26 protein-coding genes are annotated in these 24,298 nt (G+C 42.7%); 21 read left to right on the top strand and 5 right to left on the bottom strand.

Going from position 1 to position 24,298, the window contains the following annotated elements; all coding sequences use genetic code 11:
* Positions 1–44: 44 nt before the first annotated feature.
* The 8 genes from K6V30_RS21430 to queF all read left to right on the top strand — a co-directional run bounded on the left by K6V30_RS21430 (position 45) and on the right by queF (position 6,854).
* Positions 45–548: an RNA polymerase sigma factor gene (locus tag K6V30_RS21430; protein WP_022301923.1), complete on the top strand. Its 504-nt coding sequence runs from the start codon at positions 45–47 to the stop codon at positions 546–548.
* A 246-nt stretch (positions 549–794) separates the two neighbouring features.
* Positions 795–1,169: a DUF2141 domain-containing protein gene (locus tag K6V30_RS21425; RefSeq protein WP_055270838.1), complete on the top strand. Its 375-nt coding sequence runs from the start codon at positions 795–797 to the stop codon at positions 1,167–1,169.
* Between the two features lie 4 nt (positions 1,170–1,173).
* The gene (locus K6V30_RS21420; protein ID WP_055270870.1) at positions 1,174–3,351 is read left to right on the top strand and encodes an outer membrane beta-barrel protein; all 2,178 of its coding nucleotides are present in this window, start codon (positions 1,174–1,176) and stop codon (positions 3,349–3,351) included.
* A gap of 59 nt (positions 3,352–3,410) precedes the next feature.
* Positions 3,411–4,001, top strand: coding sequence for a hypothetical protein (locus K6V30_RS21415; RefSeq protein ID WP_010538825.1), 591 nt, complete (start codon positions 3,411–3,413; stop codon positions 3,999–4,001).
* Positions 3,986–4,273 (top strand): winged helix-turn-helix domain-containing protein, encoded by a 288-nt coding sequence (locus tag K6V30_RS21410; RefSeq protein ID WP_010538824.1) that lies wholly within the window; start codon positions 3,986–3,988, stop codon positions 4,271–4,273. The genes K6V30_RS21415 and K6V30_RS21410 overlap by 16 nt, the downstream gene beginning before the upstream one ends.
* A gap of 148 nt (positions 4,274–4,421) precedes the next feature.
* On the top strand, positions 4,422–5,102 hold the full coding sequence (locus K6V30_RS21405) for a queuosine precursor transporter (RefSeq protein ID WP_010538823.1): 681 nt from the start codon (positions 4,422–4,424) through the stop codon (positions 5,100–5,102).
* A gap of 56 nt (positions 5,103–5,158) precedes the next feature.
* A complete protein-coding gene (queC, locus tag K6V30_RS21400; RefSeq protein WP_010538822.1) occupies positions 5,159–5,818 on the top strand; it encodes a 7-cyano-7-deazaguanine synthase QueC in 660 nt (219 codons plus the stop codon).
* 580 nt (positions 5,819–6,398) lie between these two features.
* On the top strand, positions 6,399–6,854 hold the full coding sequence (queF, locus tag K6V30_RS21395; RefSeq protein WP_055270836.1) for a preQ(1) synthase: 456 nt from the start codon (positions 6,399–6,401) through the stop codon (positions 6,852–6,854).
* A gap of 13 nt (positions 6,855–6,867) precedes the next feature.
* Here the strand turns inward: queF and K6V30_RS21390 are convergent, their stop codons facing one another.
* Together K6V30_RS21390 and K6V30_RS21385 are read right to left on the bottom strand one after the other, a co-directional pair.
* Complete coding sequence (locus K6V30_RS21390) at positions 6,868–7,269, bottom strand: type II toxin-antitoxin system VapC family toxin (protein ID WP_055270834.1); 402 nt, start codon at positions 7,267–7,269, stop codon at positions 6,868–6,870.
* The gene (locus K6V30_RS21385) at positions 7,270–7,521 is read right to left on the bottom strand and encodes a hypothetical protein (RefSeq protein WP_010538820.1); all 252 of its coding nucleotides are present in this window, start codon (positions 7,519–7,521) and stop codon (positions 7,270–7,272) included.
* Between the two features lie 117 nt (positions 7,522–7,638).
* On the opposite strand from K6V30_RS21385, the gene K6V30_RS21380 reads away from it, so the two are divergent.
* The 3 genes from K6V30_RS21380 to K6V30_RS21370 all read left to right on the top strand — a co-directional run bounded on the left by K6V30_RS21380 (position 7,639) and on the right by K6V30_RS21370 (position 10,141).
* Positions 7,639–8,286, top strand: a complete 648-nt coding sequence (locus tag K6V30_RS21380; RefSeq protein WP_010538819.1) for an HD domain-containing protein — start codon at positions 7,639–7,641, stop codon at positions 8,284–8,286.
* A gap of 531 nt (positions 8,287–8,817) precedes the next feature.
* Positions 8,818–9,126, top strand: a complete 309-nt coding sequence (locus tag K6V30_RS21375; RefSeq protein ID WP_055270832.1) for an NVEALA domain-containing protein — start codon at positions 8,818–8,820, stop codon at positions 9,124–9,126.
* 28 nt (positions 9,127–9,154) lie between these two features.
* On the top strand, positions 9,155–10,141 hold the full coding sequence (locus K6V30_RS21370) for a TolB-like 6-bladed beta-propeller domain-containing protein (RefSeq protein WP_022301926.1): 987 nt from the start codon (positions 9,155–9,157) through the stop codon (positions 10,139–10,141).
* 309 nt (positions 10,142–10,450) lie between these two features.
* Here the strand turns inward: K6V30_RS21370 and K6V30_RS25435 are convergent, their stop codons facing one another.
* Together K6V30_RS25435 and rlmH are read right to left on the bottom strand one after the other, a co-directional pair.
* Positions 10,451–10,762 carry a DUF6922 domain-containing protein gene (locus tag K6V30_RS25435; protein WP_010538816.1) on the bottom strand — a complete coding sequence of 104 codons (312 nt, stop codon included), beginning with the start codon at positions 10,760–10,762 and terminating at the stop codon, positions 10,451–10,453.
* Between the two features lie 97 nt (positions 10,763–10,859).
* Positions 10,860–11,333: a 23S rRNA (pseudouridine(1915)-N(3))-methyltransferase RlmH gene (gene rlmH, locus K6V30_RS21360; RefSeq protein WP_010538815.1), complete on the bottom strand. Its 474-nt coding sequence runs from the start codon at positions 11,331–11,333 to the stop codon at positions 10,860–10,862.
* A 127-nt stretch (positions 11,334–11,460) separates the two neighbouring features.
* Between rlmH and K6V30_RS21355 the strand changes: the two genes are divergently transcribed.
* The 7 genes from K6V30_RS21355 to K6V30_RS21325 all read left to right on the top strand — a co-directional run bounded on the left by K6V30_RS21355 (position 11,461) and on the right by K6V30_RS21325 (position 16,923).
* On the top strand, positions 11,461–11,853 hold the full coding sequence (locus tag K6V30_RS21355; protein ID WP_022301929.1) for a DUF4783 domain-containing protein: 393 nt from the start codon (positions 11,461–11,463) through the stop codon (positions 11,851–11,853).
* Entirely contained in the window at positions 11,846–12,694 is an 849-nt protein-coding gene (gene nadC / locus K6V30_RS21350) for a carboxylating nicotinate-nucleotide diphosphorylase (protein WP_010538813.1), read from the top strand. The genes K6V30_RS21355 and nadC overlap by 8 nt, the downstream gene beginning before the upstream one ends.
* Before the next feature lie 197 nt (positions 12,695–12,891).
* A complete protein-coding gene (locus K6V30_RS21345; RefSeq protein ID WP_022301930.1) occupies positions 12,892–13,443 on the top strand; it encodes an RNA polymerase sigma factor in 552 nt (183 codons plus the stop codon).
* Positions 13,427–14,479 carry a porin family protein gene (locus K6V30_RS21340; protein ID WP_010538811.1) on the top strand — a complete coding sequence of 351 codons (1,053 nt, stop codon included), beginning with the start codon at positions 13,427–13,429 and terminating at the stop codon, positions 14,477–14,479. The genes K6V30_RS21345 and K6V30_RS21340 overlap by 17 nt, the downstream gene beginning before the upstream one ends.
* Positions 14,480–14,490: 11 nt before the next feature.
* Positions 14,491–15,018, top strand: coding sequence for a DUF4943 family protein (locus K6V30_RS21335; protein WP_022301931.1), 528 nt, complete (start codon positions 14,491–14,493; stop codon positions 15,016–15,018).
* Between the two features lie 167 nt (positions 15,019–15,185).
* Positions 15,186–15,914, top strand: coding sequence for a DUF4858 domain-containing protein (locus K6V30_RS21330; protein ID WP_010538809.1), 729 nt, complete (start codon positions 15,186–15,188; stop codon positions 15,912–15,914).
* A 73-nt stretch (positions 15,915–15,987) separates the two neighbouring features.
* The gene (locus K6V30_RS21325) at positions 15,988–16,923 is read left to right on the top strand and encodes an NAD(P)H-dependent flavin oxidoreductase (protein WP_055270830.1); all 936 of its coding nucleotides are present in this window, start codon (positions 15,988–15,990) and stop codon (positions 16,921–16,923) included.
* A gap of 81 nt (positions 16,924–17,004) precedes the next feature.
* Here K6V30_RS21325 and ald read toward each other — a convergent pair whose 3' ends face one another.
* On the bottom strand, positions 17,005–18,108 hold the full coding sequence (gene ald / locus K6V30_RS21320; RefSeq protein WP_055270828.1) for an alanine dehydrogenase: 1,104 nt from the start codon (positions 18,106–18,108) through the stop codon (positions 17,005–17,007).
* A gap of 187 nt (positions 18,109–18,295) precedes the next feature.
* On the opposite strand from ald, the gene K6V30_RS21315 reads away from it, so the two are divergent.
* The 3 genes from K6V30_RS21315 to K6V30_RS21305 all read left to right on the top strand — a co-directional run bounded on the left by K6V30_RS21315 (position 18,296) and on the right by K6V30_RS21305 (position 23,552).
* Positions 18,296–19,948 carry a M23 family metallopeptidase gene (locus K6V30_RS21315; RefSeq protein WP_055270826.1) on the top strand — a complete coding sequence of 551 codons (1,653 nt, stop codon included), beginning with the start codon at positions 18,296–18,298 and terminating at the stop codon, positions 19,946–19,948.
* 20 nt (positions 19,949–19,968) lie between these two features.
* Entirely contained in the window at positions 19,969–21,603 is a 1,635-nt protein-coding gene (locus tag K6V30_RS21310) for a C69 family dipeptidase (RefSeq protein WP_055270824.1), read from the top strand.
* 203 nt (positions 21,604–21,806) lie between these two features.
* Positions 21,807–23,552, top strand: coding sequence for a phospho-sugar mutase (locus K6V30_RS21305; RefSeq protein ID WP_010538804.1), 1,746 nt, complete (start codon positions 21,807–21,809; stop codon positions 23,550–23,552).
* Positions 23,553–24,298 lie beyond the last annotated feature (746 nt).

The raw sequence follows: 24,298 nt of genomic DNA, 5'->3' as shown, positions 1-24,298 counted from the left end.
AGCAGATCTTTGTACCGTACTAATTAGATAAATAAAATACGAGAATGGAAAAAGTAGATTTTACTCAAGGAATATTGGCGATGGAGCCAGACCTGCATCGTTTCGCATATAAGTTGACTTCAGACCGTGAATCAGCCAACGATTTAGTCCAGGATTGTGTATTGCAGGCATTAGACAATCATGAGAAGTTTACGCATGCCAAGAATCTGAAAGGATGGATGTTTACCATCATGCGCAATATCTTTGTCAACAACTACCGTCGCACTGTTCGTGAGATGAATCTTATTGATGATACCTACTCTATCAATCAGCAGAGTATGATAGAAGATGAAGATGGCGACCGTTTTGAGTTTGCTTATGATATGAAGCAGTTGTATCGAGTGATACATTCCATCCCCGAAGATATGAAAGTTCCTTTCCAGATGTTTGTCGCTGGATTTAAATACAGGGAAATTGCCGAAAAATTAGGATTGCCGATGGGGACGGTAAAGAGCCGTTTGTTCTTTATCCGTAAGCGTCTGAAAGAAGAACTGAAAGACTTCTCCTGATGCACTTTCTAATTGAGTGATGTGTTTTAAGGTCAAAGTAGAGCCTTCCTGTCAAACTACGACGAATGACAGGAAGGCTTGTTTTTTTGAAATATTCTTCCGAAATATTTGGTTTATAAAATAAACCTATTTATGTTTGCATCGAGTAAGAGAGATGCGCAGCTCCTTACTTTTTTTAATCCATATATGGTTTATAAAATAAACTAATTAAATTGTATCAACTAATTGATCGGGAGGAAGAAAAAGATGAAACGCTTGTTACTCATTGCTTTAGGGATTGTTTGTTACCACGTTGTTACTTTTGCACAAGAAGTAAAAGTAGAAGTTCGGGGTATTCGTAGCGCAAAAGGTGCCATTATGGTCATGGCTCAACAGGATTCGGAATCAAAGCCGGTATATGCGATGGCAACTGCTGTTAAAGATACAGTGACTGTTGTTTTGAAAGATGTGCCGTGGGAAAAGTTTTTGATCTCTCTTTTCCATGATGAGAACGGAAACTGGGAACTCGATAAGAATGAGCAGGGGATACCGGTAGAAGGATATGCCAGAGAAAAATGCAAGAAAGAGCCGGAAGCTTCGGCCACCGTTAAGGTGAAAATGTATTATCCGGTAAATGACTGACAGCATGAGACGCCTGATATTTTCGATACTGACCGGCTTTGCCGGAATTGCTGCTTGGGGACAGACTCCAGTGGCTGCTCATCCAACGGCTGCCAATGATACTTTGACAGAAGATTCCACTTATGCGTTGCAGGAAGTAGTAGTACGTACAAGTCCCGTGAAGCGGAAGGCGGACCGCTTTATCCTGTCCGTTCCTCCTGCACAGAACAAAGACGGAGTGGAACTCCTTCAGCAAGCACCCGGAGTATGGTTGTCCGACGAGCGGATTTCCATTAATGGTTCTTCCGGCACGAAGGTGTATGTAGATAATCGGGAGATAAAACTTACCGGAGAAATGCTGATAGGCTATCTCCGTTCTTTGAAGTCGGACGATATTGCCCGTGTTGAAGTGCTTCCGATGGCGGGAGCCGATAAGGATGCCGATGCTCAGGGAGGTGCTATACATATTATAATGAGACGTCATACAGATAAAGGATTTCAGGGAAATCTTTCAATGAATGCTTCTTTTGCTTCTTCCTTGCAATCTTATCAGCCTAGTGGAAGCTTGAATTATCACAGTGGGAAGTGGGATACGTATGGATTTGCTTCCGGCACGTTGATTCCGCAGAATAAAGGAGATTTATACGTTACTCGTGATTATGCAGCGGGAGACAAAGGTTTTTCCAGTCTGACCCGTATGAAGCAGCCTTCCCGTTACGGGACGATTCGGATGGGAACAGTCTATACGATGGATTCTTCCAATAGTTTGGGAGTAGAACTGGAGTATGTTCGTCGCGGATATATCTGGCCGTCTCAGAGTTACTCTACTCTGTCTGTCGGACCGCTGGGGATGGAAAGTCAGGGTGTGTATCGTCAGAAAGAGACTTATAATATGTATACGGCTACTGCCAACTACATACATAAACTGGATAAGGACGGTTCTGTGCTGAAACTTGTCACCGATTATATTTCTAAGGATCTGCATGGCAGAAATCAATATCAGATTTTTCAGGAGATAGGTACTTTAAATAAAGATACCGTTTATCGCTCCCGCTCTAATGCCACTTATCAGATTGCGACTGCCGATCTGTCGTGGAAACAACAACTGCATAAGAAATCGTTTTTTCAGGTAGGAATGAAATATACCTATACGGGAATGAAGGATGATGCCTGTTACGAAGGGCTGGAACCTGACGAAAGTTGGAAACCCAATGCTGCTTATGGATATGAGCTCGATTACCATGAGAATATCGGTGCTTTGTACGGCACTTATTCTTTGGATATGAAAAGAGGAGCTGTCCATATTGGGCTTCGGGGAGAATATACGCAGACCTCCAATGAAACGGAACGTCAGACGAGAAGATACTGGGACTGGTTTCCGCATATCGACGGAAGTTTCTATTTTGATGAAATCCATAAGTGGATGCTTATCGGGCAATATGGGCGATATATAGAGCGTCCGACTTTCTCGGCTCTCAATCCGAACCGGATTCAGACTTCCGAATACAGTTATCTGGTCGGTAACCCGATGTTGCGCCCTACCTATATTAATAAGTTTAGTATTACACTGGTCTATAACTTCCGGTATACGTTGACTATTGGCGGTAATTTACATCATGACCTGATTCGTCAGTTTGGTAAAGAAGATGCGGAAAATTCGGATATATCGTACGTTATCAACGAGAATCACAATCGTGAGAACCATTGGTTCGTAGCTGTTACTGCTCCCTGGCAGCCGCTCAACTGGCTGAATCTGAATGCCAGCTTTATTGGAGTAAGACAAGATATCCGCATGTATCGGGAGGGCGATTACTTTGGGCACTTCCTTTATTTTGCCAATGCCAATGCTACAGTCCTTTTACCGTCGGACTATTCGTTGGAAGCACAATATAACGGAGTTAGCCGGTTGTATTCCGGCAATAGCGGGATCGATCCTCGTCATACATTCAACCTGCATCTGCGCAAGAAATGGAAAGACGGGCGTTGCGTAGCCACTTTGGGAGTAGACAATATCTTCAACCGGTATAATTCTTATTTCAGCAATGTACCGAGTTATTCATCGCAGAACCGTTTTGAGCTGGCTTCGAGCGGAAGGCTGATGAAACTCACATTCACCTGGAATTTCAATCATGGAAAGAAATCGGGTACAGTGACCGTAGAAAAGAAATCGGCAAGCGAAAGAAGCCGTATCGAAGGAAAATAAACAGGTATTTTTGGTTTATTACGTAAACAATATTATTTTTGAAACAAAATTGATAGAACATGGAAGACAAGAGAATTTCCGAGAAAGAGAGTTTGGAACTGATTGCCCGTATGATTCGGGAGACACAGGACAATGCAGCCCGTTATGCAGCCTATCCGTTGTTGATATGGGGGTATACTACTGTTATCGTATCGCTTGTGGTGTGGTATTTTTATTTGCAGACGGGAATGTGGCAGATCAATTATCTCTGGTTTGCTTTGCCTGCCATTGCCGGACCGCTGACAATCTTCTTTAATAGGAAGGACAAGAATAAAGGAGCGAAGAATTACATAGACCGGGTGACCGCCCAGATATGGACTGTGTTTGGAGTAGTGGGTTTCTGCCTGTCCTGCATGGCATTTGTTGTCCGTATTGATATTCTGTTTGTCGTTTCCTTACTGATGGGGATGGGGGCTACTCTCACAGGTTTGGTATGTAAGTACAAGCCACTTAGCATAGCAGGAATCATTGGTATCGCCCTTTCTTTTTCCATGCTTTTTATTCATGGAAGCGGAGTATATCTGGTGTTTGCCGCTATCTTTATAGTGATGATGATAATCCCGGGGCATATAATGAATAAACAGATGAAGAAACAATGTTTAAAGAACTGAATCCAATATTGCACTCACAGCTTCGTCTAGCTATTATGTCTATTCTTCTCACGGTTGAGGAGGCGGAATTTGTCTATCTGAAAGAGAAAACTCAGTCGACAGCCGGTAACCTGAGTGTACAGTTGGATAAGCTAAGCGAAGCGGGGTATATCGAAGTCGAGAAAAGTTTTGTGGGCAAAAGGCCGCGAACCGCTTGCCGGATCACTAAGGACGGGCGGAAAGCGATGGAGGAGTATGTGGAGACGCTGAAAGAGTATCTTTCGGGGCTATAAAAGATAGTAAGCCTATACTTTAGCTACGTTTCTTTTTGCCTTTTCACTTTTTTCTTCTACCTTTGCACCCCGAAAGAATAAAGAAAAGACGTATGATGCCGTGAATAGCGGTCGTGTATTCTAGAACACCACGTAAAAAACAGGAGTTATGAAAGAAAAAGTATCAGTACCTTTTATGTTGCTGGGCATTCTTTTTAATGTATGCCTCATTGCAGCCAATCTTCTCGAGACGAAAGTCATCCAGATCGGTAGTTTGACCGTGACAGCCGGATTATTGGTTTTTCCTATTTCCTATATTATCAACGATTGTATCGCCGAAGTCTGGGGATTCAAGAAAGCGCGCCTTATTATATGGAGCGGTTTTGCCATGAACTTCTTTGTGGTAGGACTTGGTTTGATAGCCGTTGCGATACCTGCCGCTCCTTTTTGGGAAGGTGAAGAGCATTTCGATTTTGTATTCGGCATGGCTCCCCGCATCGTGGCAGCCAGTTTGATGGCTTTCCTTGTCGGTTCATTCCTCAATGCATATGTGATGAGCAAGATGAAGATAGCCAGTCAGGGCCGGAACTTTTCTGCCCGCGCTATTTTGTCGACGCTTGTCGGCGAGACTGCTGACTCACTGATTTTCTTCCCGGTAGCTTTCGGAGGCATCATTGCCTGGAAAGAACTACTAATCATGATGGGACTTCAGATAGTTCTGAAATCTATGTACGAAGTTATCATTCTTCCGGTGACGATCCGTGTGGTAAAAGTCATCAAGAAGATAGACGGCAGCGACGTATATGATACCGACATTTCTTATAACGTGCTGAAAGTAAAAGATATCTAATATAACAACTTCTTCAAGCCTGTTTCGAAGGCTGAGAGTATAAAGAGTATTTTATGATGAACAGAGAGGCTGCATTGGTTGTGTTCAGTGGCGGACAAGATTCCACTACTTGCCTGTTTTGGGCGAAACGCAACTTTAAGAAAGTATATGCTTTAAGTTTCCTTTATGGTCAGAAGCATCAGAAGGAAGTGGAACTTGCCAGAGAAATAGCCCGAAAGGCGGAAGTCGAATTTGAGGTCATGGATGTGTCTTTCATTGGGACATTGGGGCATAATTCATTGACTGATACTGCCATGGTGATGGATCAGGAAAAACCGGCAGGCAGCGTACCCAACACATTTGTCCCGGGACGTAACCTGTTTTTTCTGAGTATTGCAGCAGTGTATGCCCGCGAACGTGGTATCAGTCATTTGGTCACGGGAGTTTCGCAGACCGACTTTAGCGGATATCCCGATTGCCGGGACGCATTTATCAAGTCTTTGAATGTGACGTTGAATCTGGCAATGGATGAACAATTTGTGATCCATACCCCTCTGATGTGGATTGATAAAGCGGAAACATGGGCATTGGCAGATGAACTGGGAGTGCTGGATTTGATTCGTAACGAGACTTTGACATGCTATAATGGCATTCAGGGGGATGGCTGCGGGCATTGTCCTGCCTGTACGTTACGCCGTGAGGGGCTGGAAAAGTATTTGAAAAATAAGAATCAATAATATCTCTACATAGAGACTAAAAACGTGTTTTTTTATTGTCACTTGTCACTTTTGAGGGTTAACTGATTGATTACAAATGAATAATCGGTGATAATAGATGGTGATAATAGGGTGATAATAACTAATGAATGCTTTTTTATTGTCACCTTCATTGTGACTGACAGATGCTTGCCATTGTATTATTGGCGTTCATTTCATTTCAAGATGTACAAGGGTAAAGAGTCATTGCCGGTTGTTTCAAGAAGTTTCAAGCGGTTGAAACTTTGGTTTCATACGCTTGAAACTCTAGTTTCTATTACTTGAAACCATAGTTTCATACGCTAGAAACTTTTAGTTTCAAGGCTTTGAAACTAGAGTTTCATCCTAGTGAAACACTTCATTCCTTTATAGGAAATGACTAAAAGCAACGGTCGTTTTGATAATAGGAGTACCGGATGGTGAAAGATCGGTGATAGATTGCAATAATCAATCTTTCATCACTGAACTATCGATGGATAAGCCGTTTCAGTGAACATGGTGACAGGTGAAAGATGTTTTGCGTTTTTTTCTGTGTGTAGAGAGTTTAAAACTACATTAAACAATGGCTGAATTAAAAGACCAACTTTCCTTATTAGGAAGAAAAACGGAGTATAAACAAGACTATGCTCCTGAAGTATTGGAGGCTTTCGATAATAAGCATCCGGAAAATGATTACTGGGTACGTTTCAACTGTCCCGAATTTACGAGCCTGTGTCCCATAACCGGGCAGCCGGACTTTGCAGAAATACGTATCAGCTATATTCCCGACATCAAAATGGTGGAAAGCAAGAGTTTGAAACTCTATCTGTTCAGCTTCCGTAGTCATGGTGCATTTCATGAAGACTGTGTGAACATCATCATGAAAGATCTGATAAAATTGATGAATCCCAAATATATCGAGGTTACGGGTATCTTTACTCCACGTGGCGGTATTTCGATTTATCCGTATACCAATTATGGCCGTCCGGGAACGAAGTTCGAACAGATGGCGGAACATCGGCTGATGAATCGGGAGTGATACTTTACAGCCCTTATTTTTTTATCCAGTTTTCGATGTTAATATTGGGGATGCGGGCGAGGTGCTTTACATTTTCTGTAACCATTATTAAATTACAAGTCATTGCGGTTGCTCCGATAAGTAAATCAAAGTCATCAATCAGTTTGCCTTGTTTCTTTAGTACAGCTTTGCAATCCCCATAACATTCTAATGCTTTTTGTATAGGTATTACTGTAAAATATTTCTCTATGGCTTTTACTCCTTTTATCTTATGTTCTTTTTGTCCGCTATTTGAAGCACCAAAATATAATTCGGCTAGTGTGATGTCTGAGATAAAACAATTTTTGTTGCCTACAGCTTTAATGTGTTCGGCAACTCCGTATTGATTTTTGAGAAAATAAATACAGATATTAGTATCTAATAAATATTGCTTCATTTATAGATTAATTATATTACGGGTCGTATCTTGTCGGCGAGCCGTTTGTAATTCTTTGATTTCTTCTTCGGCAGTCAGACCGTCGTCTGCCCATGAACCACAAATTTCTTCAAATAGACGATCGTCATCCTGTTTGCTATCTGAAAAAGTCAGGGAAGCTGCTAATAGTTCGATTAAACGCCTTTTTGCTTCATTTCCTAAATTGGCTAATTTATCATTGAAGATTTCGTCAGCCGACCATGTTGTATCCATATAAATATCTCCTTTCTTTTAAAATGAAGAACATTGCAAATATAAGAAAAGTTTCTTGTGCTTCCAATAATTTGATATCTTTGCGTATAAAATAAGAAAGTGAAAAGCGATTTTAAAATGAATATTTCTATAAAGTTATGCGAGCATATCCGCGAAAGGATTATCCCACAATATGTCAACTTTGATAAGGCGCACCGGATAGATCATGTCGAAAAAGTAATCGAAGAAAGTATGAAGCTGGCTCTTCATTATGAAGTCAATTCAGCAATGGTTTATACGATTGCCGCTTACCATGATTTGGGTTTATGTGAGGGACGTGAGTTTCATCATATCGTTTCGGGGAAAATTCTGTTTGCGGATGAAACTTTGTGGCAGTGGTTTACCGATGATCAAATGTTGCAGATGAAGGAAGCGATAGAAGATCATCGTGCCTCCAATAAACAAGCTCCGCGAAGTATCTACGGGAAAATTGTTGCTGAGGCAGACCGGATTATTGATCCGGAAATAACACTGCGCCGTACCGTACAATATGGTTTGTCTCATTATCCGGAGATGGATAAAGAGCATCAGTATGAACGTTTCCGGAAACATCTTGCCGATAAATATGCAGAAGGAGGGTATCTGAAGTTGTGGATACCCCAATCTGATAATGCCGGACGGTTGGCGGAGCTGCGTCAGTTGATTACCAATGAGGAAAGAATAAGAAGGGTGTTTGATCAATTATATGAGGAAGAAAGTATATTGCCTAAAATCCGCAATCTTTAGTATGTTTTCTTTTTATTGATTCTAGTTTGGCTGCTTCTCCTGATTTTTGTCTTTTTGAGCCCCTTTTCGATATAACTATCTTACATGCTGGCAAAATTTCCCCTTTCCCCATTGTTTAAAGGTTACTCTGCGCATCTTTTCGTTTTTGCCTTTGTATGATTAAGTGGTAGTGCTCTTCTTCCAGAAAGGAAGTAAAGGGAATGGAAGTGACTTGATAAGATTTGCAAAATTCTTCATTTTCACTCCATTGCGAATTATAGGCATAAAAGTGATATTCCCATTCAGGAGAAAGAATAGCATCTAAAACTGAAATCGCTTTGTAGCACCTTGCAAAACGATAAAATTCGTGTGTGTGGCTAATGGAAAAATGTAAACAACAATGCTGATTATCAGGAAAACAGAAGTGGGTGGGGTGCAATGTGGGTTACGACTACATAATCTGCTGCATAACATATAGCAGATTTTCCGTTTATATTTTTTAAATACTATCTTTGTAAAAAGCACATAAAACAACAATCAAAAATTATCAAAATGAAAAAATTAAAATTTGTTACACTTGCTGTCCTAGTTTTGGCAGCGGCTTATTATGCCACATATACAACGTATAATACTAAACATCAATTAACGGATTTGGTGCTTCTCAATATAGAAGCCTTGGCAGTAGATGAATCAGATTATGCTGACCCTATAAGATTCAAACAGTGTTACACATTTACTAGTACAACTTTATTACCTGATTACCCCGCAGAGTATGTTACAACATGTTATGGATGTTATACAGTGAAGTCTACCACACATATTAATTCTCTGTATTGTGCAGGGTCACAAATAATCTATTAAATAAACTGATTGTAAAAATAATCTTATAATGGGAAAAAGCATTTATTTATTACTGGCTTATGCCTTGTTTAGTGCATGTACAGTACAAGTTACTGCACAAAAGCAAGTATCAGAGGAAAAAATAGAGCCATTTCCTGTAGAAAAATCCCTTCAAGCAGAGAAAATAAAAGTAAATGAAGTATTTTTCCTTGATGGTATAAAGGTAAAAAAGGGAAGTATCTTTGCTCTAGATTCAAAAAGTACTGACACTTTGTTGTATCAATATTCACTCCCAAAATTTCAATGTATTTACAAAGGAGGGAGAAAAGGAGGGGCAGAAGATGAATTCCAAATTTCTCCTACATTATGCAAGACTGTTTCTGATAAAGTCTATATTTTTGGATACACTCCATTCCTCATTAAAAGTTTTACATTGGACAGCAACAACCATCTGTCACTTGAGAAAAAATTGGAATTACCTGTTTATGACGAAATACCCAACCACATGAATGTGGTCAATGATTCTTTATTGATATACAGTACAGTTCCCAATAAGCTTGATATAGAAAAAGTCAATTTAAACACCCGGCAGATAACAGGGCGAATTTTGATTGAACAAGAAAACCACAAAGAAAATTTCTTCGATAAGAACAGAGGACATCTTGCAGCTAACGATTCTCTGATAATCTATGCTTATACCTATAAAAAACAAATAGATTTTTATAGAATAAATGACATGATACTCTGCAAAAGGCTTGTTGACGATACCGTAATCCCTCATATAGTAATGGGAAATTTCAAAGAAACAATATTTCATCAGCGTGAGTTGGTTGCGGGTAAACACTATTTCTATATAAGGTGCTTCAAAAAGGGAGGAGGGTGTTTTATAGAAGTATATGACTATTCGGGACATTCTATTGCCAGATACGAATTAGACATCCTATTATATACCTTTGACGTGGATGAAGCAAACAGGACTATATATGGTTATAATGGAGCCGTATTTGAGGATGGTTTTTTGATGTATAATTATTAGGGATATTCACTAATGATTTTCTTTCGATTTATTACAGTTCCTGCAAAATGGATAAAGTCAGGAAGACAATGGGTACTCAATATTTATTCCGACAAACCATACAAGTTACTTCGGAGTTCATAAAAATAACTGTTTGTGGGATTACTTACGCTTTTACCTAGCAGGGGAAAGGGGGGAGGTGCGACCAACTGTGTAGAAAATAAGGAAAAAGAGAGAAGATAAGTAGCTAAAAGAGACCTTAAGTGGCTAAAAAACTATTTGAATTGTTTCTAAATTAGTTGCGGATTTAAGGTATTGATATTTTGATTATTATTCAGTGTTCCATATTGTAGGATTCCGCAAACTTTCATGATAGCATCGATATTCTTCTTTAGAGGTGTTTGAGATACAGCAGATGTAAGCTAAGGCTTTTGGATCAAGGGTGCGTAATGACTTGCATATTGATACGATTTTGTCCAATCCATAATAGGAACGAATTAATTGCCAATCTTCCCATTGTCCATATTCTAATACACGTTGTATGATTTGTGCCGGACAGGTATCCATATCTGCTTTTGTTATGTCTATATCCCAAAATAAATAGAGAGATAGTTTTGATATATATTCTTCCTGTTGCGACATTATTTTATTAAAATTCTGCTTTATTCCTCTACAAAGGAAGGGTTTTATTTTAGATTTGCCAAATAGCTAAACTCTTTTAACAGGATAACAATATTCTTTATTCGTGATGATACGGCCCTCCATTCAATATTGTCATCGCCCGATAAATCTGTTCTACAAAGATCAGCCGTATCATTTGATGAGAGAAAGTCATCTTCGACATTGAGATCTTTTCGTTAGCCACCTGATACACTTTTTCCGAAAATCCGTAAGGTCCGCCGATGATAAACACCAGCCGTTTATTCACCGTATTCATTTTCCGCTTCATATATTCGGCAAATTCGAGCGAACGCATCTCTTTTCCATGTTCATCGAGCAGTACGATCACATCTCCCGGCTGCAACGCTTTCAGTATCAGTTCCCCCTCTTTTTCCTTTTGCAGGTCCATCGAAAGACTCTTTGTATTCTTCAGTTCGGGAATCACTTCCATATCAAAAGTGATAAAGCGTTTTGTACGCTGAATATAGTCATTAATCGCTGTAATATAGTGCTGTTCTACGGTTCGTCCAACGACGAGCAAAGTTGTTTTCATGCGTCTACCATTCTGATTCGTGCACAAAAATAGGCATTTTTTATGTTATTCTGCAATTAATGCTTACCTTTGCCTATCATTAGTTGAAAGTTTAATCCTTTAAACTTCAACCCAAAAGCTTGGATTTATGAAGAAACGAGTGCTTTTAGGAATGGCCGCTTTGCTTCTTTCTGTCTCATTGCTGATGGCGCAGGAGATACCGGCAGGAGTGATTACGGCCTTTAAAAGAGGAAGCTCGCAAGAGCTGAGTAAGTACATGGGAGACAAGGTAAACCTCGTTCTCCAAGGCAACTCGACGAACGTTGACAAGAAGAAAGCTACAGCTATGATGCAGGAGTTTTTCACAGAAAACAAGGTCAATGGTTTTGACGTGAATCACCAGGGAAAACGGGATGAATCCAGTTTTGTCATAGGTACGCTGACAACTACCAAAGGAAAATTCCGTGTGAACTGCTTCCTGAAGAAAGTGCAGACTCAATGTTTAATACATCAAATAAGAATTGACAAGATCAATGAATAAGGAAAAAGAACTGATCGACAAACTAATCGATCTTGCTTTCGCAGAAGATATAGGTGATGGTGACCATACCACCCTTTCTTGCATCCCAGCCACTGCGATGGGAAAATCAAAACTACTGATTAAGGAAGCCGGAGTACTGGCCGGTATCGAAGTAGCCAAAGAAATCTTCAACCGTTTCGACCCCACCATGAAAGTGGAAGTATTCATCAACGACGGAACCGAGGTGAAACCGGGAGACGTAGCAATGGTGGTAGAAGGAAAAGTGCAGTCACTGCTCCAGACCGAACGCCTGATGCTGAACGTGATGCAGCGTATGAGCGGTATCGCGACCATGACCCGCAAATATGCCAAACAGCTGGAAGGCACTCACACCCGTGTGCTGGATACCCGCAAGACAACACCGGGGATGCGTATCCTCGAAAAGATGGCTGTCAAAATCGGTGGCGGAGTCAACCATCGTATCGGCTTGTTCGATATGATCCTGCTGAAAGATAATCATGTAGACTTTGCCGGAGGTATCGATAAGGCAATCAACCGCGCCAAGGAATACTGCAAAGAAAAAGGCAAAGACCTGAAGATAGAAATTGAAGTCCGCAACTTTGATGAACTGCAGCAAGTACTCGACCTGGGTGGTGTAGACCGTATCATGTTTGATAACTTCACACCCGAAATGACGAAGAAAGCCGTTGACATGGTAGCCGGTAAATATGAAACCGAGTCTTCCGGAGGCATTACCTTCGATACACTGCGCGATTATGCCGAATGTGGTGTAGACTTTATTTCTGTAGGAGCTTTGACTCATTCGGTGAAAGGACTGGATATGAGTTTCAAGGCATGCTGATCGCACAAACGATGAATGATTAAAAATAAGCGGTGAACAGTACTGTTGCTATCGTGCTGCAGGTGTTCACCGTTTCTTTTTTGTGAATCATCGTTTCTTTAACTTCTTTTAGCAATATTCATTGCAGCATTCCTCACATTCTTGCGTCTAAAGGACAAACGGCGCAGACATACGTTCGATTAAAAAGACAATTGACATTGGAAAACGAGATAGAACTGATAAAGGGCTGTCGGGCAGGAAAGGATTCGGCCCGAAAGGAACTTTATACCCTCTATTCCAAACAAATGTTGGCGGTTTGCTTCCGCTATACGGGCGATATGGATGCGGCGCACGATGTACTGCATGACGGTTTCATCAAGATTTTTACCAACTTTTCGTTCCGAGGAGAATCCTCGCTTTGTACGTGGATTACGCGGGTGATGGTGACACAGTCACTCGACTATCTGAGACGGGAGAAACGAGTCAGTCAGTTGGTAGTGCATGAAGAGCAGCTTCCCGACATACCGGATATTTCCTCGTCGGGAGGAGGAGTAGGGATCTCCGAAGAACAATTAATGGCGTTTGTCGCCGAATTGCCGGATGGGTGCCGAACCGTTTTCAACCTTTATGTGTTTGAAGAGAAACCGCACAAGGAGATAGCCAAGATGCTTCACATTAAAGAGCACTCGTCTACTTCGCAGTTGCACCGGGCCAAGTATTTGTTAGCAAAAAGAATTAAAGAGTATAGAAATCATGAAGAAAGAAAATGATGAAATAACCGATCTGTTTCGCACACGTCTCGCTGATGCCGGGATGGCTGTTCGGGACGGCTTTTGGGAAGAGCTTTCGCAGGACATTCCTGTGGCTTGCCAACATCGCCGTCGGTTGATATTCTTCCGTGTGGCAGCGGCAGCATCTGTGTTGCTGGTATTGGCTGCATCCTCGGCTACTTTCTGGTATTTCTCTCCAAAGGAGGAGATGGAGGAGGCATTTACCAAAATCGTGGTGGCAAACAGCGGAAGAATGGATGGAGATGGGGTACGTGCCAATCAATTGCCGACGGCAATGGAACCTGTATTGCCGAAACCGGCACCTAAATCATTCGGATTGTTAGCACAGTATCCGGAAGAAGGGGATTCAGTTTCCATTTCATTCTCCATGTCATTCTCCTTCTCGGCAACGACTACTACCGGGAATGGTAACCGATACGGTAACCAGGGCCACAACGGTTACTGGCAGGCGAATAATGGTAACACAGAACCAGCTGACGCGCAAGGAGAAAAATATACGGCCGATATGTCTGCTCCGGTGAAAAACGTAAAGAAACATCGTTGGGCTCTGAAAGCGCAGATGGGGACCGCACTTCCGGCTGAGGACGGTACTTACAAGATGCCTGTTTCCGCGGGAGTGACTGTAGAGCGGAAACTGAACGACTATCTGGGAATAGAAACCGGATTGCTCTATTCAAACCTGCGTTCAGCCGGACAACATCTGCACTATCTGGGCATTCCGCTAAAAGCCAACGTCACTTTGATGGACACGAAGAAAGTCGATCTCTACGCTACAGTAGGCGGTGTGGCAGATAAATGCATAGCCGGTGCGCCGGACAACAGTTTTAAAGAGGAGCCTATCCAGCTGGCAGTGACTGCCGGCATCGGAATCACTTATAAGATTAATGACCGACTGGCAGTTTTTGCCGAGCCAGGTGTTTCCCATCATTTCAAGACAGATTCGAAACTGGCTACGGTACGCACGAAACGGCCAACTAACTTTAATTTACTTTGCGGACTTCGTATGACGTATTAATCCTTATGAAAATGAAAAAAACACTTATAATGCTATGGATGGCTGTTAGCCTGATGGTAGTATCCTTTGCAGGATGCACCAGCGAAGAAATGGATTATGAAAATCCCAATGTGAGCCTCTTTGTGAAACAGTTGAAGGCAGGCACATATAATATGAAGAATGAAAAAGGAGTGGTGGAAGTTCCTCACTTTACAGAAGAGGACATTCCCGAACTATTGAAATATGCGGAAGATCTGACTATTATTCCTTCTTTCCCCTCAGTCTATAATACCAATAACGGTAAAATCCGTTTAGGCGAATGTATGCTTTGGGTAATAGAGTCTATCCGTCAGGGGACAGCCCCGTCATTGGGTTGCAGAATGGTACTGGCAAATGCCGACAATTACGAAGCAATCTTTTTTCTGACCGATGACGAAGTGCTGGACGCAGCAGCCTGCTATCGCCGATGGTGGGAAGGCCGGAAATATCCGAAGACATCCTGGACAATCGATCCGTGCTATGACGAACCGCTCTGTGGCACTGGATACCGATGGTGGTAAAAAAAGAAAAAAACTTCGGGGCATAAAAACTAAAAAACATGAGGCAACGTTTATTTGTATCAGTAGTCTTCGGACTACTGACAGGGGGCGTGCCATGTCCAAAAAGAAGCGAATGCGTGCACGCACAGCAAGTGTACGTGAGGAATATAGAAAACAGAGGTGAAAAGATGAGTGAATTGATAAAACGTTTTATTACAGCTACCGTACTGTGTCTGACAGCTTTGCTGGCATATGCGCAGGAATGGACAAAGGAAGATTCCTTGCGTCTGAGGAAGTTGCTGGACAGTGACCGGGAGCTGCATTTGAATCAGGATGTGGTCAAGCAGATTGATTTTGGCAGTGCCGTAGGTACGCCCCGCATGTCGGTGGAGAAAAAATGGATGCTGCCCGACGAATCTCTTCCCGAAGCATTGCCCAAACCGAAAGTCGTGCTGAGCCTGATGCCTTATAAAGCGAACACTCCTTATAATTGGGACCCTGTTTTTCAGAAGAAAATAAGAATGGATAAGAATACATGGCGTGGAGATCCTCACTACGAAATGCGTCACCAGAGATCATACAGTAACTGGGCGCGTAACCCGATGGCAGGTGGTGTCCGTAAGTCATTGGAAGAGATACGGGCGAGTGGGGTGCGTTTCCGCCAGTTGACCGAACGGGCAAACGGAATGATGGTTAATTCGGTGGTGATGGATAGTCCGATTCCTTTGTTTGGAGGCAGCGGCGTATATATAAATGGAGGAACAATAGGCGGACTTGACCTGATGGCGGTTTTCACCAAAAACTTCTGGGATAAAAAAGGAAAAGAGCGTCGGGAACGTACGCTGGAAGTGTTGAGAGCTTATGGAGATTCGACAACTGTATTGATAAACCGTCCCATTGAACAGATTGCCCGTTGAAATTGTTTTATTAAATGTGGACATGTGTCATGTTCCATATTAGCGAATTAACACATTGAAAAACGATTCATTTATGAACAGAATTACTTCTCTTTTCGGTATTCAGTATCCTATTATTCAAGGTGGTATGGTGTGGTGCAGCGGTTGGCGTCTGGCTTCCGCGGTAAGTAATGCGGGAGGATTGGGACTGCTTGGCGCAGGATCTATGCATCCGGAAACTCTTCGCGAACATATTCGTAAGTGTCGTGCGGCTACAGACCGTCCTTTTGGCGTAAACATTCCTTTGATGTATCCCCAGATAGAAGAGATTATGGCGATTGTGGCGGAAGAAGGCGTCAAGATCGTTTTTACTTCTGCCGGAAACCCTAAGGCATGGACCGGATGGTTGCACGAACGTGGAATTATCGTGGCTCATGTCGTTTCCTCTTCCCGTTTTGCGGTGAAGTGTGAAGAGGCAGGAGTGGATGCGGTAGTTGCTGAAGGTTTCGAAGCCGGCGGACATAACGGACGTGAAGAAACGACCACTTTCTGTCTGATTCCTGCGGTACGCAATGCGACCACTTTGCCTTTGATCGCTGCAGGAGGTATCGGTACGGGAGAAGGTATCTTTGCTGCCATGGTGCTGGGAGCGGAAGGAGTACAAATCGGTACTCGTTTTGCACTGACAGACGAGAGTTCTGCAAGTCCGGTCTTTAAAGAATACTGTCTGAGCTTGGGAGAAGGAGATACTAAATTATTACTGAAGAAACTGGCTCCGACACGTCTCGTAAGGAATAATTTCCGGGATGCTGTGGAGAAAGCTGAAGATAGTGGGGCTTCTGCCGAAGAGTTGCGGACTTTGCTTGGGAGAGGCCGTGCGAAGAAAGGAATATTTGAAGGGGATCTGGAAGAAGGTGAACTGGAGATAGGGCAGGTGTCGGCTATTGTTTCCCGTCAGCAATCAGTAGCGGAAGTCATGAATGAATTGGTGGAGGCTATGCAGCGGGCAGCGGAAAAGAAATATGTATAGAAAAAGAAGTTCTGAAGCAGTCGGATTTGGAAAAACTTAACTACTTCAGAACTAAACTACTTCAGAAAGTTGGCTGCTTAATCAGTTTATAGGTTCATATTTTAGATCGAATACATCCGCTACTGCTTTATATACCACTTTTCCTTCCACTACATTCAGTCCGAGTGCTAGTGCCGGGTCGTCTTTACAAGCTTTTTTCCATCCTTTATTTGCTAAAGCAATGACATAAGGGAGAGTAGCATTGGTCAAAGCCAGTGTAGAAGTATAAGGTACCGCTCCCGGAATATTGGCTACGGCGTAATGAACGATACCGTCTATCACATAAGTAGGCGCACTGTGAGTCGTAGGATGAGACGTTTCGAAACATCCTCCCTGATCTATTGCTACATCCACGAGTACCGTACCGGGCTGCATCATCGCAAGCATCTTTCTGGTTATCAGATGAGGTGCTTTATTCCCCGGAATCAGCACGGAACCGATGACCAGATCAACATCCGGCAATTCCTTCTTTATCCTTAATTCGGATGCGTACAGTGTCTTGACATTTTTCGGTAATGTCTCGCTGAGATAGCGGAGGCGTGACAGATTAATATCTGCAACTGTAACATCCGCACCCATCCCCGCAGCCATCTGCGCTGCATTACTTCCGACAATACCACCTCCGAGAATCAATACTTTGGCAGGCTTCACACCGGGGACTCCTCCCAGAAGGATACCTTTTCCTCCTTGCGGCTTTTCCAAAAAGCGTGCTCCTTCCTGAATGGACATGCGTCCGGCTACCTCACTCATAGGGATAAGCAGAGGTAATGAATGGTCCGCTTTTTCTACAGTCTCATATGCAAGGCAGATGGACTTGTTGGCAATCATGGCCAGCGTCAGTTCCTTATCGGATGCAAAGTGGAAATAAGTGAACAATAACTGCCCCTTTCTGATCAGATTGTATTCGGGGGCGATAGGTTCTTTTACCTTTACAATCATATCTGCCGTGGCATAGACTTCTTCTATTGTCGGAAGCACTTGTGCACCGGCAGATAGATACGCTTCATCCGGAAAACCACTATTGATACCCGCGGTATGCTGGATATAAACTTGGTGACCTTGCTTCACCACCTCGGCAACTCCGGAAGGCGTCATACCTACCCGATTCTCGTTGTTCTTGATTTCTTTGGGTACTCCGATGATCATATTGCTATATATTAAGAGTTTAACATGGTCCAATGTACGAATAATCCCTTTAGGTTGTTATTCATCAACAGATGTTTTAGAGCAGAATGTCGTTTGAAAACATTTCTTAGCTTATCATTTCTCCCGGATATTTCGTAATCTAGTTGGAATAATGTACATTTGCGGAAGTAAAAAAGTGAAGAAGATAATGAAAAGATATATTGCTGCTTTCTTGTTGGCTTGTTGCGTGGAGGGGTATGCACAGGAAACAAAGCAGGCTGCTTTTGTGCCACCTTTTGACTTTCCCCTTACATTGAGTGGAAACTTCGGAGAAATTCGTTCCAATCACTTTCATGGCGGATTAGATTTTAAGACGGGAGGAACGATCGGCAAACCGGTTCGGGCGCTTGCTGACGGGTATATTTCTCGTGTACGTGTCACCAACGGTTCGGGCTATGTGCTTGATGTTTGCTACGACAACGGCTATTCTACTATCAATCGCCATCTGAGCGCTTTTCTTTCTCCCATTGCCGAAAGGGTAGAGAAACTTCAATATGAAAATGAGAACTGGGAGGTGGAGATTATTCCCGAACCCGGTGAATATCCGGTGAAGGCGGGACAGAAGATTGCCTTAAGTGGAAATACCGGATATTCATTCGGTCCGCATCTCCATCTGGATGTGTTCGAAACAGAGACGGGAGATTATATCGATCCGATGCCTTTCTTTAAAAAGAATCTCAAAGATACCCGTGCGCCGAAAGCGGATGGCATCATGCTTTTTCCTCAACCGGGGAAAGGAGTGGTCGGCGGAAGTCAGGAGAATAAAACAATTCTTCCAAATACTGAACGGCCCGTGGAAGCGTGGGGAATCATCGGTGCGGGCATCAAGGCGTATGACTATATGGACGGGGTAAGCAATCATTATGGAGTATATTCTGTAGTGCTTGAGGTGGATGGAACCGAAGTATTCCGAAGTACGGTAGACCGTTTTTCGCAGGAAGAAAACCGAATGATAAACTCTTGGACGCATGGCCAGTACATGAAATCGTTTATCGACTCGGGAAATACGTTGCGGCTGTTGAAGGCGTCGAACAATAATCGGGGCCTGATTACGATTGATGAAGAACGGGATTATCAGTTTCAGTATACTTTGAAGGATGCCTTTGGCAATACTTCCCGCTATCACTTTACGGTACGTGGCAAGAAACAGCCGGTTGAACCGTTAAATCATCGGGAGAAGTATTACTTTGCCTGGGATAAGACAAATTATCTGCAGGAACCGGGATTGAGTCTCGTTGTTCCGAAAGGAATGCTATATGACAATGTGCCTCTTCAATATCAGGTGAAAGCAGATAGTGGGGCTGTCGCATTTACTTATCAGCTGAATGATAAGCCGGTTTCACTGCACGCAGGCTGTGAATTGCGAATCGGACTGCGGCGTAAGCCAGTGGCGGATACTACGAAATATTATGTGGCACGCGTGACTCCGAAAGGGACTAAATACAGTGTAGGAGGAACATACGAAGATGGATTTATGAAAGCATCTATTCGTGAACTGGGAACTTATACGGTGGCTGTAGATACGGTTCCTCCGGAAATCATACCTGTTAATAAGAATCTGTGGGGGCGAAACGGGAAGATCGTCTATCGACTGAAAGATGAAGGAACGGGGATTGCTTCCTATCATGGAACGATTGACGGTGAATATGCACTTTTCGGACGTCCTAATATTGTTAAGTCCTATTGGGAATGTGTACTCGACCCGAAGCATGTGAAGAAAGGCGGTAAGCATATCGTAGAAATGACCGTTACGGATGCTTGTGGAAATCAGACCGTTTCGAAAGAGACTTTTGTTTGGTAAACTAATAAAATGTATCATATATGAAGAAAATCATTCTATCTGCTGTCCTCTCCTTGGCGGCTCTTGCGAATTCTTTCGCTTGTACGAACCTGATTGTCGGCAAAAATGCCTCTACCGACGGTTCGACTATTGTTTCTTATTCAGCCGACTCGTATGGGCTGTTCGGTGAGCTTTATCATTATCCGGCTGCTACTTATCCCAAAGGGACCATGCTGAAAGTCTATGAATGGGATACAGGTAAGTATCTGGGAGAAATCGAGCAGGCACGCCAGACTTATAATGTGACGGGCAATATGAATGAATTTCAGGTAACCATTGGCGAAACAACCTTCGGCGGACGTCCGGAACTGGCGGATTCTACCGGAATCATCGATTATGGAAGTCTGATCTATATAGGATTGCAGCGCTCACGCTCTGCACGCGAGGCAATCCGCATCATGACCGACTTGGTGCAGCAATATGGCTATTATAGCGAAGGTGAATCCTTTACGATTGCCGACCCGAATGAAATCTGGATTATGGAAATGATCGGTAAGGGACCGGGCATCCGCGGGGCTGTCTGGGTGGCTGTACGTGTGCCGGATGACTGTATCTCGGCTCATGCCAATCAGTCGCGTATCCACCAGTTTGACATGAACGACAAGGAAAACTGTATCACTTCTCCGGATGTGATTTCCTTTGCCCGTGAGAAAGGATACTTCAATGGCGTGAATAAGGATTTCAGCTTTGCGGAGGCTTATGCACCGCTTGATTTCGGTGCACGCCGTTTCTGCGAAGCACGTGTGTGGAGCTATTTCAATAAATTTACTGATCATGGCAATGACTATCTTCCTTATATTGAAGGAAAGACGGACACTCCGATGCCTCTTTTCGTGAAGCCGAACCGCAAACTTTCCGTACAGGATGTGAAAGATATGATGCGTGACCATTATGAAGGAACACCGCTTGATATTTCCAATGACTTCGGTGCCGGTCCTTATAAAACTCCGTATCGCCTTTCTCCGCTGAATTTTAAAGTAGGAGACAAGGAATATTTCAACGAGCGCCCGATTTCGACTCAACAAAGTGGCTTTGTATTTGTTGCACAAATGCGTGCCAACAAGCCGGACCCTATAGGCGGTGTTCTTTGGTTTGGAGTGGATGATGCGAATATGGCGGTATTTACTCCTGTATATTGCTGTGCCACGAAAGCTCCGGTGTGCTATACGCGAGTGGACGGAGCAGATTATATCACTTTCTCCTGGAATTCCGCTTTCTGGATTTTCAACTGGGTGTCTAATATGGTCTATCCGCGTTATGATCTGATGATTGGTGACGTGCGTGCAGCTCAGAAAGAGATGGAGACAACCTTTAACAATGCGCAGGAAGGCATTGAAGAAATGGCTGCCAAGTTGCTGGCAAAAGATAAGAATGCTGCAATCGCTTTCCTGACTAACTATACCAATATGACTGCTCAAAGTACCTTCGATACCTGGAAGCAGCTGGGTACTTTCCTGATTGTGAAATACAATGATGGAGTAGTGAAACGTATGAAGGACGGACAGTTTGAACGGAATTCTATCGGGCAGCCTGCCGGAGTCATTCGTCCCGGATACCCGAAAGAATTTCTGGAGGAATATGTGAAGCAGACCGGAGACAGGTACTTGGTGAAATGATGAATGATGAATGAAGAATGAAGAATTGGCTGGCGCAGTATATCTCAAAAACATTAATTCTTCATTCTTCATTCTTAATTCTTCATTAAATAACTAGGATTTATAAACTTATTATTTTACATTTGTGTGCTCAAGACTTGGCATATAATCAAGGATTGACAGAGAACAAGGAAATAATCATTAACCAATAAACAATAATCGAAATGGAAAATCAGGAACTCATTAAGCAGGTCACTGAGAAAGCCGAAAAATGGCTGACCCCGGCGTATGATGCCGAAACTCAGGCTGAAGTGAAACGGATGTTGGAGAACGAAGATAAAACTGAACTGATCGAAGCATTCTATAAGGATCTTGAATTTGGAACCGGTGGTCTGCGTGGTATTATGGGAGTAGGTAGCAACCGTATGAACATCTACACAGTAGGTGCGGCTACACAAGGTCTTTCCAACTATCTGAAGAAGAACTTCAAAGATCTGCCGCAGATTTCTGTGGTGGTAGGGCATGACTGCCGTAACAACAGTCGTCTGTTTGCAGAAACTTCTGCCAACATCTTCTCTGCTAATGGCATTAAGGTATATCTGTTTGATGATATGCGTCCGACTCCGGAAATGTCTTTCGCTATCCGCCACCTTGGCTGCCAGAGCGGTATTATCCTGACTGCTTCTCACAATCCGAAAGAATACAATGGTTACAAAGCATACTGGGATGATGGTGCACAAGTATTGGCACCGCATGATGCAGGTATCATTGATGAAGTGAATAATATTGCTTCTGCTGCTGATATCAAGTTCCAAGGCAACCCGGATCTGATTCAGATCATCGGTGAAGATATCGATAAGATTTACCTCGATATGGTGAAGACTGTCTCTATCGATCCCGAAGCTATCGCCCGTCATAAAGATATGAAGATCGTTTATACTCCGATTCACGGCACAGGTATGATGCTGATTCCGCGTGCATTGAAGATGTGGGGATTTGAAAACGTATTTACTGTTCCCGAACAGATGATCAAGGATGGTAACTTCCCGACTGTAGTATCTCCAAACCCTGAAAATGCGGAAGCACTTTCTATGGCCGTGAATCTGGCTAAGGAAATTGATGCTGAACTTGTCATGGCTTCCGATCCGGATGCTGACCGTGTAGGTATCGCTTGTAAGGATGACAAGGGCGAATGGGTACTGATTAACGGTAACCAGACTTGTATGATGTACCTTTACTATATTCTGACTCAATACAAGCAACTGGGTAAGATTCAGGGTAATGAGTTCTGTGTGAAGACTATCGTTACTACCGAACTTATCAAGAAGATTGCTGATAAGAACAACATTGAGATGCTTGACTGCTATACCGGATTCAAGTGGATCGCACGTGAAATCCGTCTGCGTGAAGGCAAAAAGAAATATATCGGTGGCGGTGAAGAGAGCTACGGATTCCTGGCTGAAGATTTCGTACGTGATAAAGATGCCGTATCGGCTTGCTGTCTGATTGCAGAAGTAGCTGCATGGGCAAAAGATAACGGTAAGTCGTTGTATCAGTTGCTGCTGGATATCTATGTAGAATATGGATTCTCAAAAGAATTCACAGTGAACGTAGTGAAACCGGGTAAGAGCGGTGCTGAGGAGATCAAGGCTATGATGGAAAACTTCCGTGCTAATCCTCCGAAAGAACTGGGTGGTTCCAAAGTGATTCTGAGCAAAGACTACAAGACACTGAAGCAGACAGATGCTGAAGGTAAGGTGACTGCTCTTGATATGCCGGAAACATCTAATGTACTCCAGTATTTCACAGAAGACGGAAGCAAAGTTTCCGTTCGTCCGTCAGGAACAGAACCGAAGATCAAGTTCTATATGGAAGTACAGGGAGAAATGGGCTGCCGCAACTGTTTCGCATCTGCTGATGCTGCCGCAATGGAAAAGATTGAAGCAGTGAAGAAATCATTGGGTATCTGATCCTCTGTCGCATTACTGATATTTCAGAATAAAACAGATCATCAATAAATAACGCCTCCATAGTCTTATGTGAAGATTATGGAGGCGTTTCTTTTTATGGATATTCTGTAGATTGTTTCTTTCTTTTTCGATTGTCTGTATCCGGCTTCTCATCGGTCTTTCATTTCCTTTGCATTCTTTAAGTTCCCTTTCTAATCCTTCTTACAGAAATCTTGTTCTATGTAAATCATCTCAATTTAAACATGCAGGCTGCGGAGATACACGATTTTGTTGATGCTTTAGAGTGATACGTAACGTTTCATTTTCATAAGTTGTTCGTTTGTAGTTTGTGTGTACTTCGTGGCCTGCTTTCTTTACAGATAACATCGCCTATAGTAGGACTTTTAGTCTTAAATCCGTGCATCTGAATTTATATGTATCTCAAAAGTTAGGAAGTTTCGTTATTTTGCGCTTCTTTTGCTGCGAAAAGAATTCGTTATAGAAGTTCTATTTGTTTTGGTTGACAAAAAAGGAGCAACAGCCCTAAAAAGAGTGCAAACACACATTGTAAGTCTGAAAAACTTGCTATATTTGCAACGCTATCGTTTATATAGCAGACATTTTAAACACATGGAAAGTGTTTAGCTTTGTTCTCAGAGATAAAATCTGGTAAATTTTTCGCAGGAGAATAAGCTGTACTCTTCACGTCATTGTTATATGCAATAAGTATATAGTCAAAGGCGTGGGCTGTTGCTTATTTTACTGCA

It is taken from the genome of Bacteroides faecis, from assembly GCF_020091505.1.
In the GTDB taxonomy this organism is placed as follows: domain Bacteria; phylum Bacteroidota; class Bacteroidia; order Bacteroidales; family Bacteroidaceae; genus Bacteroides; species Bacteroides faecis.
This window is presented reverse-complemented; position numbering and strand designations above follow the sequence as displayed.

What these genes read in the sequence shown, in the direction of transcription:
- K6V30_RS21430 (WP_022301923.1), top strand. Translation starts at nt 45, where the DNA reads ATGGAAAAAGTAGATTTTACTCAAGGAATATTGGCGATGGAGCCAGAC.
- K6V30_RS21425 (WP_055270838.1), top strand. Translation starts at nt 795, where the DNA reads ATGAAACGCTTGTTACTCATTGCTTTAGGGATTGTTTGTTACCACGTT.
- K6V30_RS21420 (WP_055270870.1), top strand. Translation starts at nt 1,174, where the DNA reads ATGAGACGCCTGATATTTTCGATACTGACCGGCTTTGCCGGAATTGCT.
- K6V30_RS21415 (WP_010538825.1), top strand. Translation starts at nt 3,411, where the DNA reads ATGGAAGACAAGAGAATTTCCGAGAAAGAGAGTTTGGAACTGATTGCC.
- K6V30_RS21410 (WP_010538824.1), top strand. Translation starts at nt 3,986, where the DNA reads ATGTTTAAAGAACTGAATCCAATATTGCACTCACAGCTTCGTCTAGCT.
- K6V30_RS21405 (WP_010538823.1), top strand. Translation starts at nt 4,422, where the DNA reads ATGAAAGAAAAAGTATCAGTACCTTTTATGTTGCTGGGCATTCTTTTT.
- queC (WP_010538822.1), top strand. Translation starts at nt 5,159, where the DNA reads ATGAACAGAGAGGCTGCATTGGTTGTGTTCAGTGGCGGACAAGATTCC.
- queF (WP_055270836.1), top strand. Translation starts at nt 6,399, where the DNA reads ATGGCTGAATTAAAAGACCAACTTTCCTTATTAGGAAGAAAAACGGAG.
- K6V30_RS21390 (WP_055270834.1), bottom strand. Translation starts at nt 7,269, where the DNA reads ATGAAGCAATATTTATTAGATACTAATATCTGTATTTATTTTCTCAAA.
- K6V30_RS21385 (WP_010538820.1), bottom strand. Translation starts at nt 7,521, where the DNA reads ATGGATACAACATGGTCGGCTGACGAAATCTTCAATGATAAATTAGCC.
- K6V30_RS21380 (WP_010538819.1), top strand. Translation starts at nt 7,639, where the DNA reads ATGAATATTTCTATAAAGTTATGCGAGCATATCCGCGAAAGGATTATC.
- K6V30_RS21375 (WP_055270832.1), top strand. Translation starts at nt 8,818, where the DNA reads ATGAAAAAATTAAAATTTGTTACACTTGCTGTCCTAGTTTTGGCAGCG.
- K6V30_RS21370 (WP_022301926.1), top strand. Translation starts at nt 9,155, where the DNA reads ATGGGAAAAAGCATTTATTTATTACTGGCTTATGCCTTGTTTAGTGCA.
- K6V30_RS25435 (WP_010538816.1), bottom strand. Translation starts at nt 10,762, where the DNA reads ATGTCGCAACAGGAAGAATATATATCAAAACTATCTCTCTATTTATTT.
- rlmH (WP_010538815.1), bottom strand. Translation starts at nt 11,333, where the DNA reads ATGAAAACAACTTTGCTCGTCGTTGGACGAACCGTAGAACAGCACTAT.
- K6V30_RS21355 (WP_022301929.1), top strand. Translation starts at nt 11,461, where the DNA reads ATGAAGAAACGAGTGCTTTTAGGAATGGCCGCTTTGCTTCTTTCTGTC.
- nadC (WP_010538813.1), top strand. Translation starts at nt 11,846, where the DNA reads ATGAATAAGGAAAAAGAACTGATCGACAAACTAATCGATCTTGCTTTC.
- K6V30_RS21340 (WP_010538811.1), top strand. Translation starts at nt 13,427, where the DNA reads ATGAAGAAAGAAAATGATGAAATAACCGATCTGTTTCGCACACGTCTC.
- K6V30_RS21335 (WP_022301931.1), top strand. Translation starts at nt 14,491, where the DNA reads ATGAAAAAAACACTTATAATGCTATGGATGGCTGTTAGCCTGATGGTA.
- K6V30_RS21330 (WP_010538809.1), top strand. Translation starts at nt 15,186, where the DNA reads ATGAGTGAATTGATAAAACGTTTTATTACAGCTACCGTACTGTGTCTG.
- K6V30_RS21325 (WP_055270830.1), top strand. Translation starts at nt 15,988, where the DNA reads ATGAACAGAATTACTTCTCTTTTCGGTATTCAGTATCCTATTATTCAA.
- ald (WP_055270828.1), bottom strand. Translation starts at nt 18,108, where the DNA reads ATGATCATCGGAGTACCCAAAGAAATCAAGAACAACGAGAATCGGGTA.
- K6V30_RS21315 (WP_055270826.1), top strand. Translation starts at nt 18,296, where the DNA reads ATGAAAAGATATATTGCTGCTTTCTTGTTGGCTTGTTGCGTGGAGGGG.
- K6V30_RS21310 (WP_055270824.1), top strand. Translation starts at nt 19,969, where the DNA reads ATGAAGAAAATCATTCTATCTGCTGTCCTCTCCTTGGCGGCTCTTGCG.
- K6V30_RS21305 (WP_010538804.1), top strand. Translation starts at nt 21,807, where the DNA reads ATGGAAAATCAGGAACTCATTAAGCAGGTCACTGAGAAAGCCGAAAAA.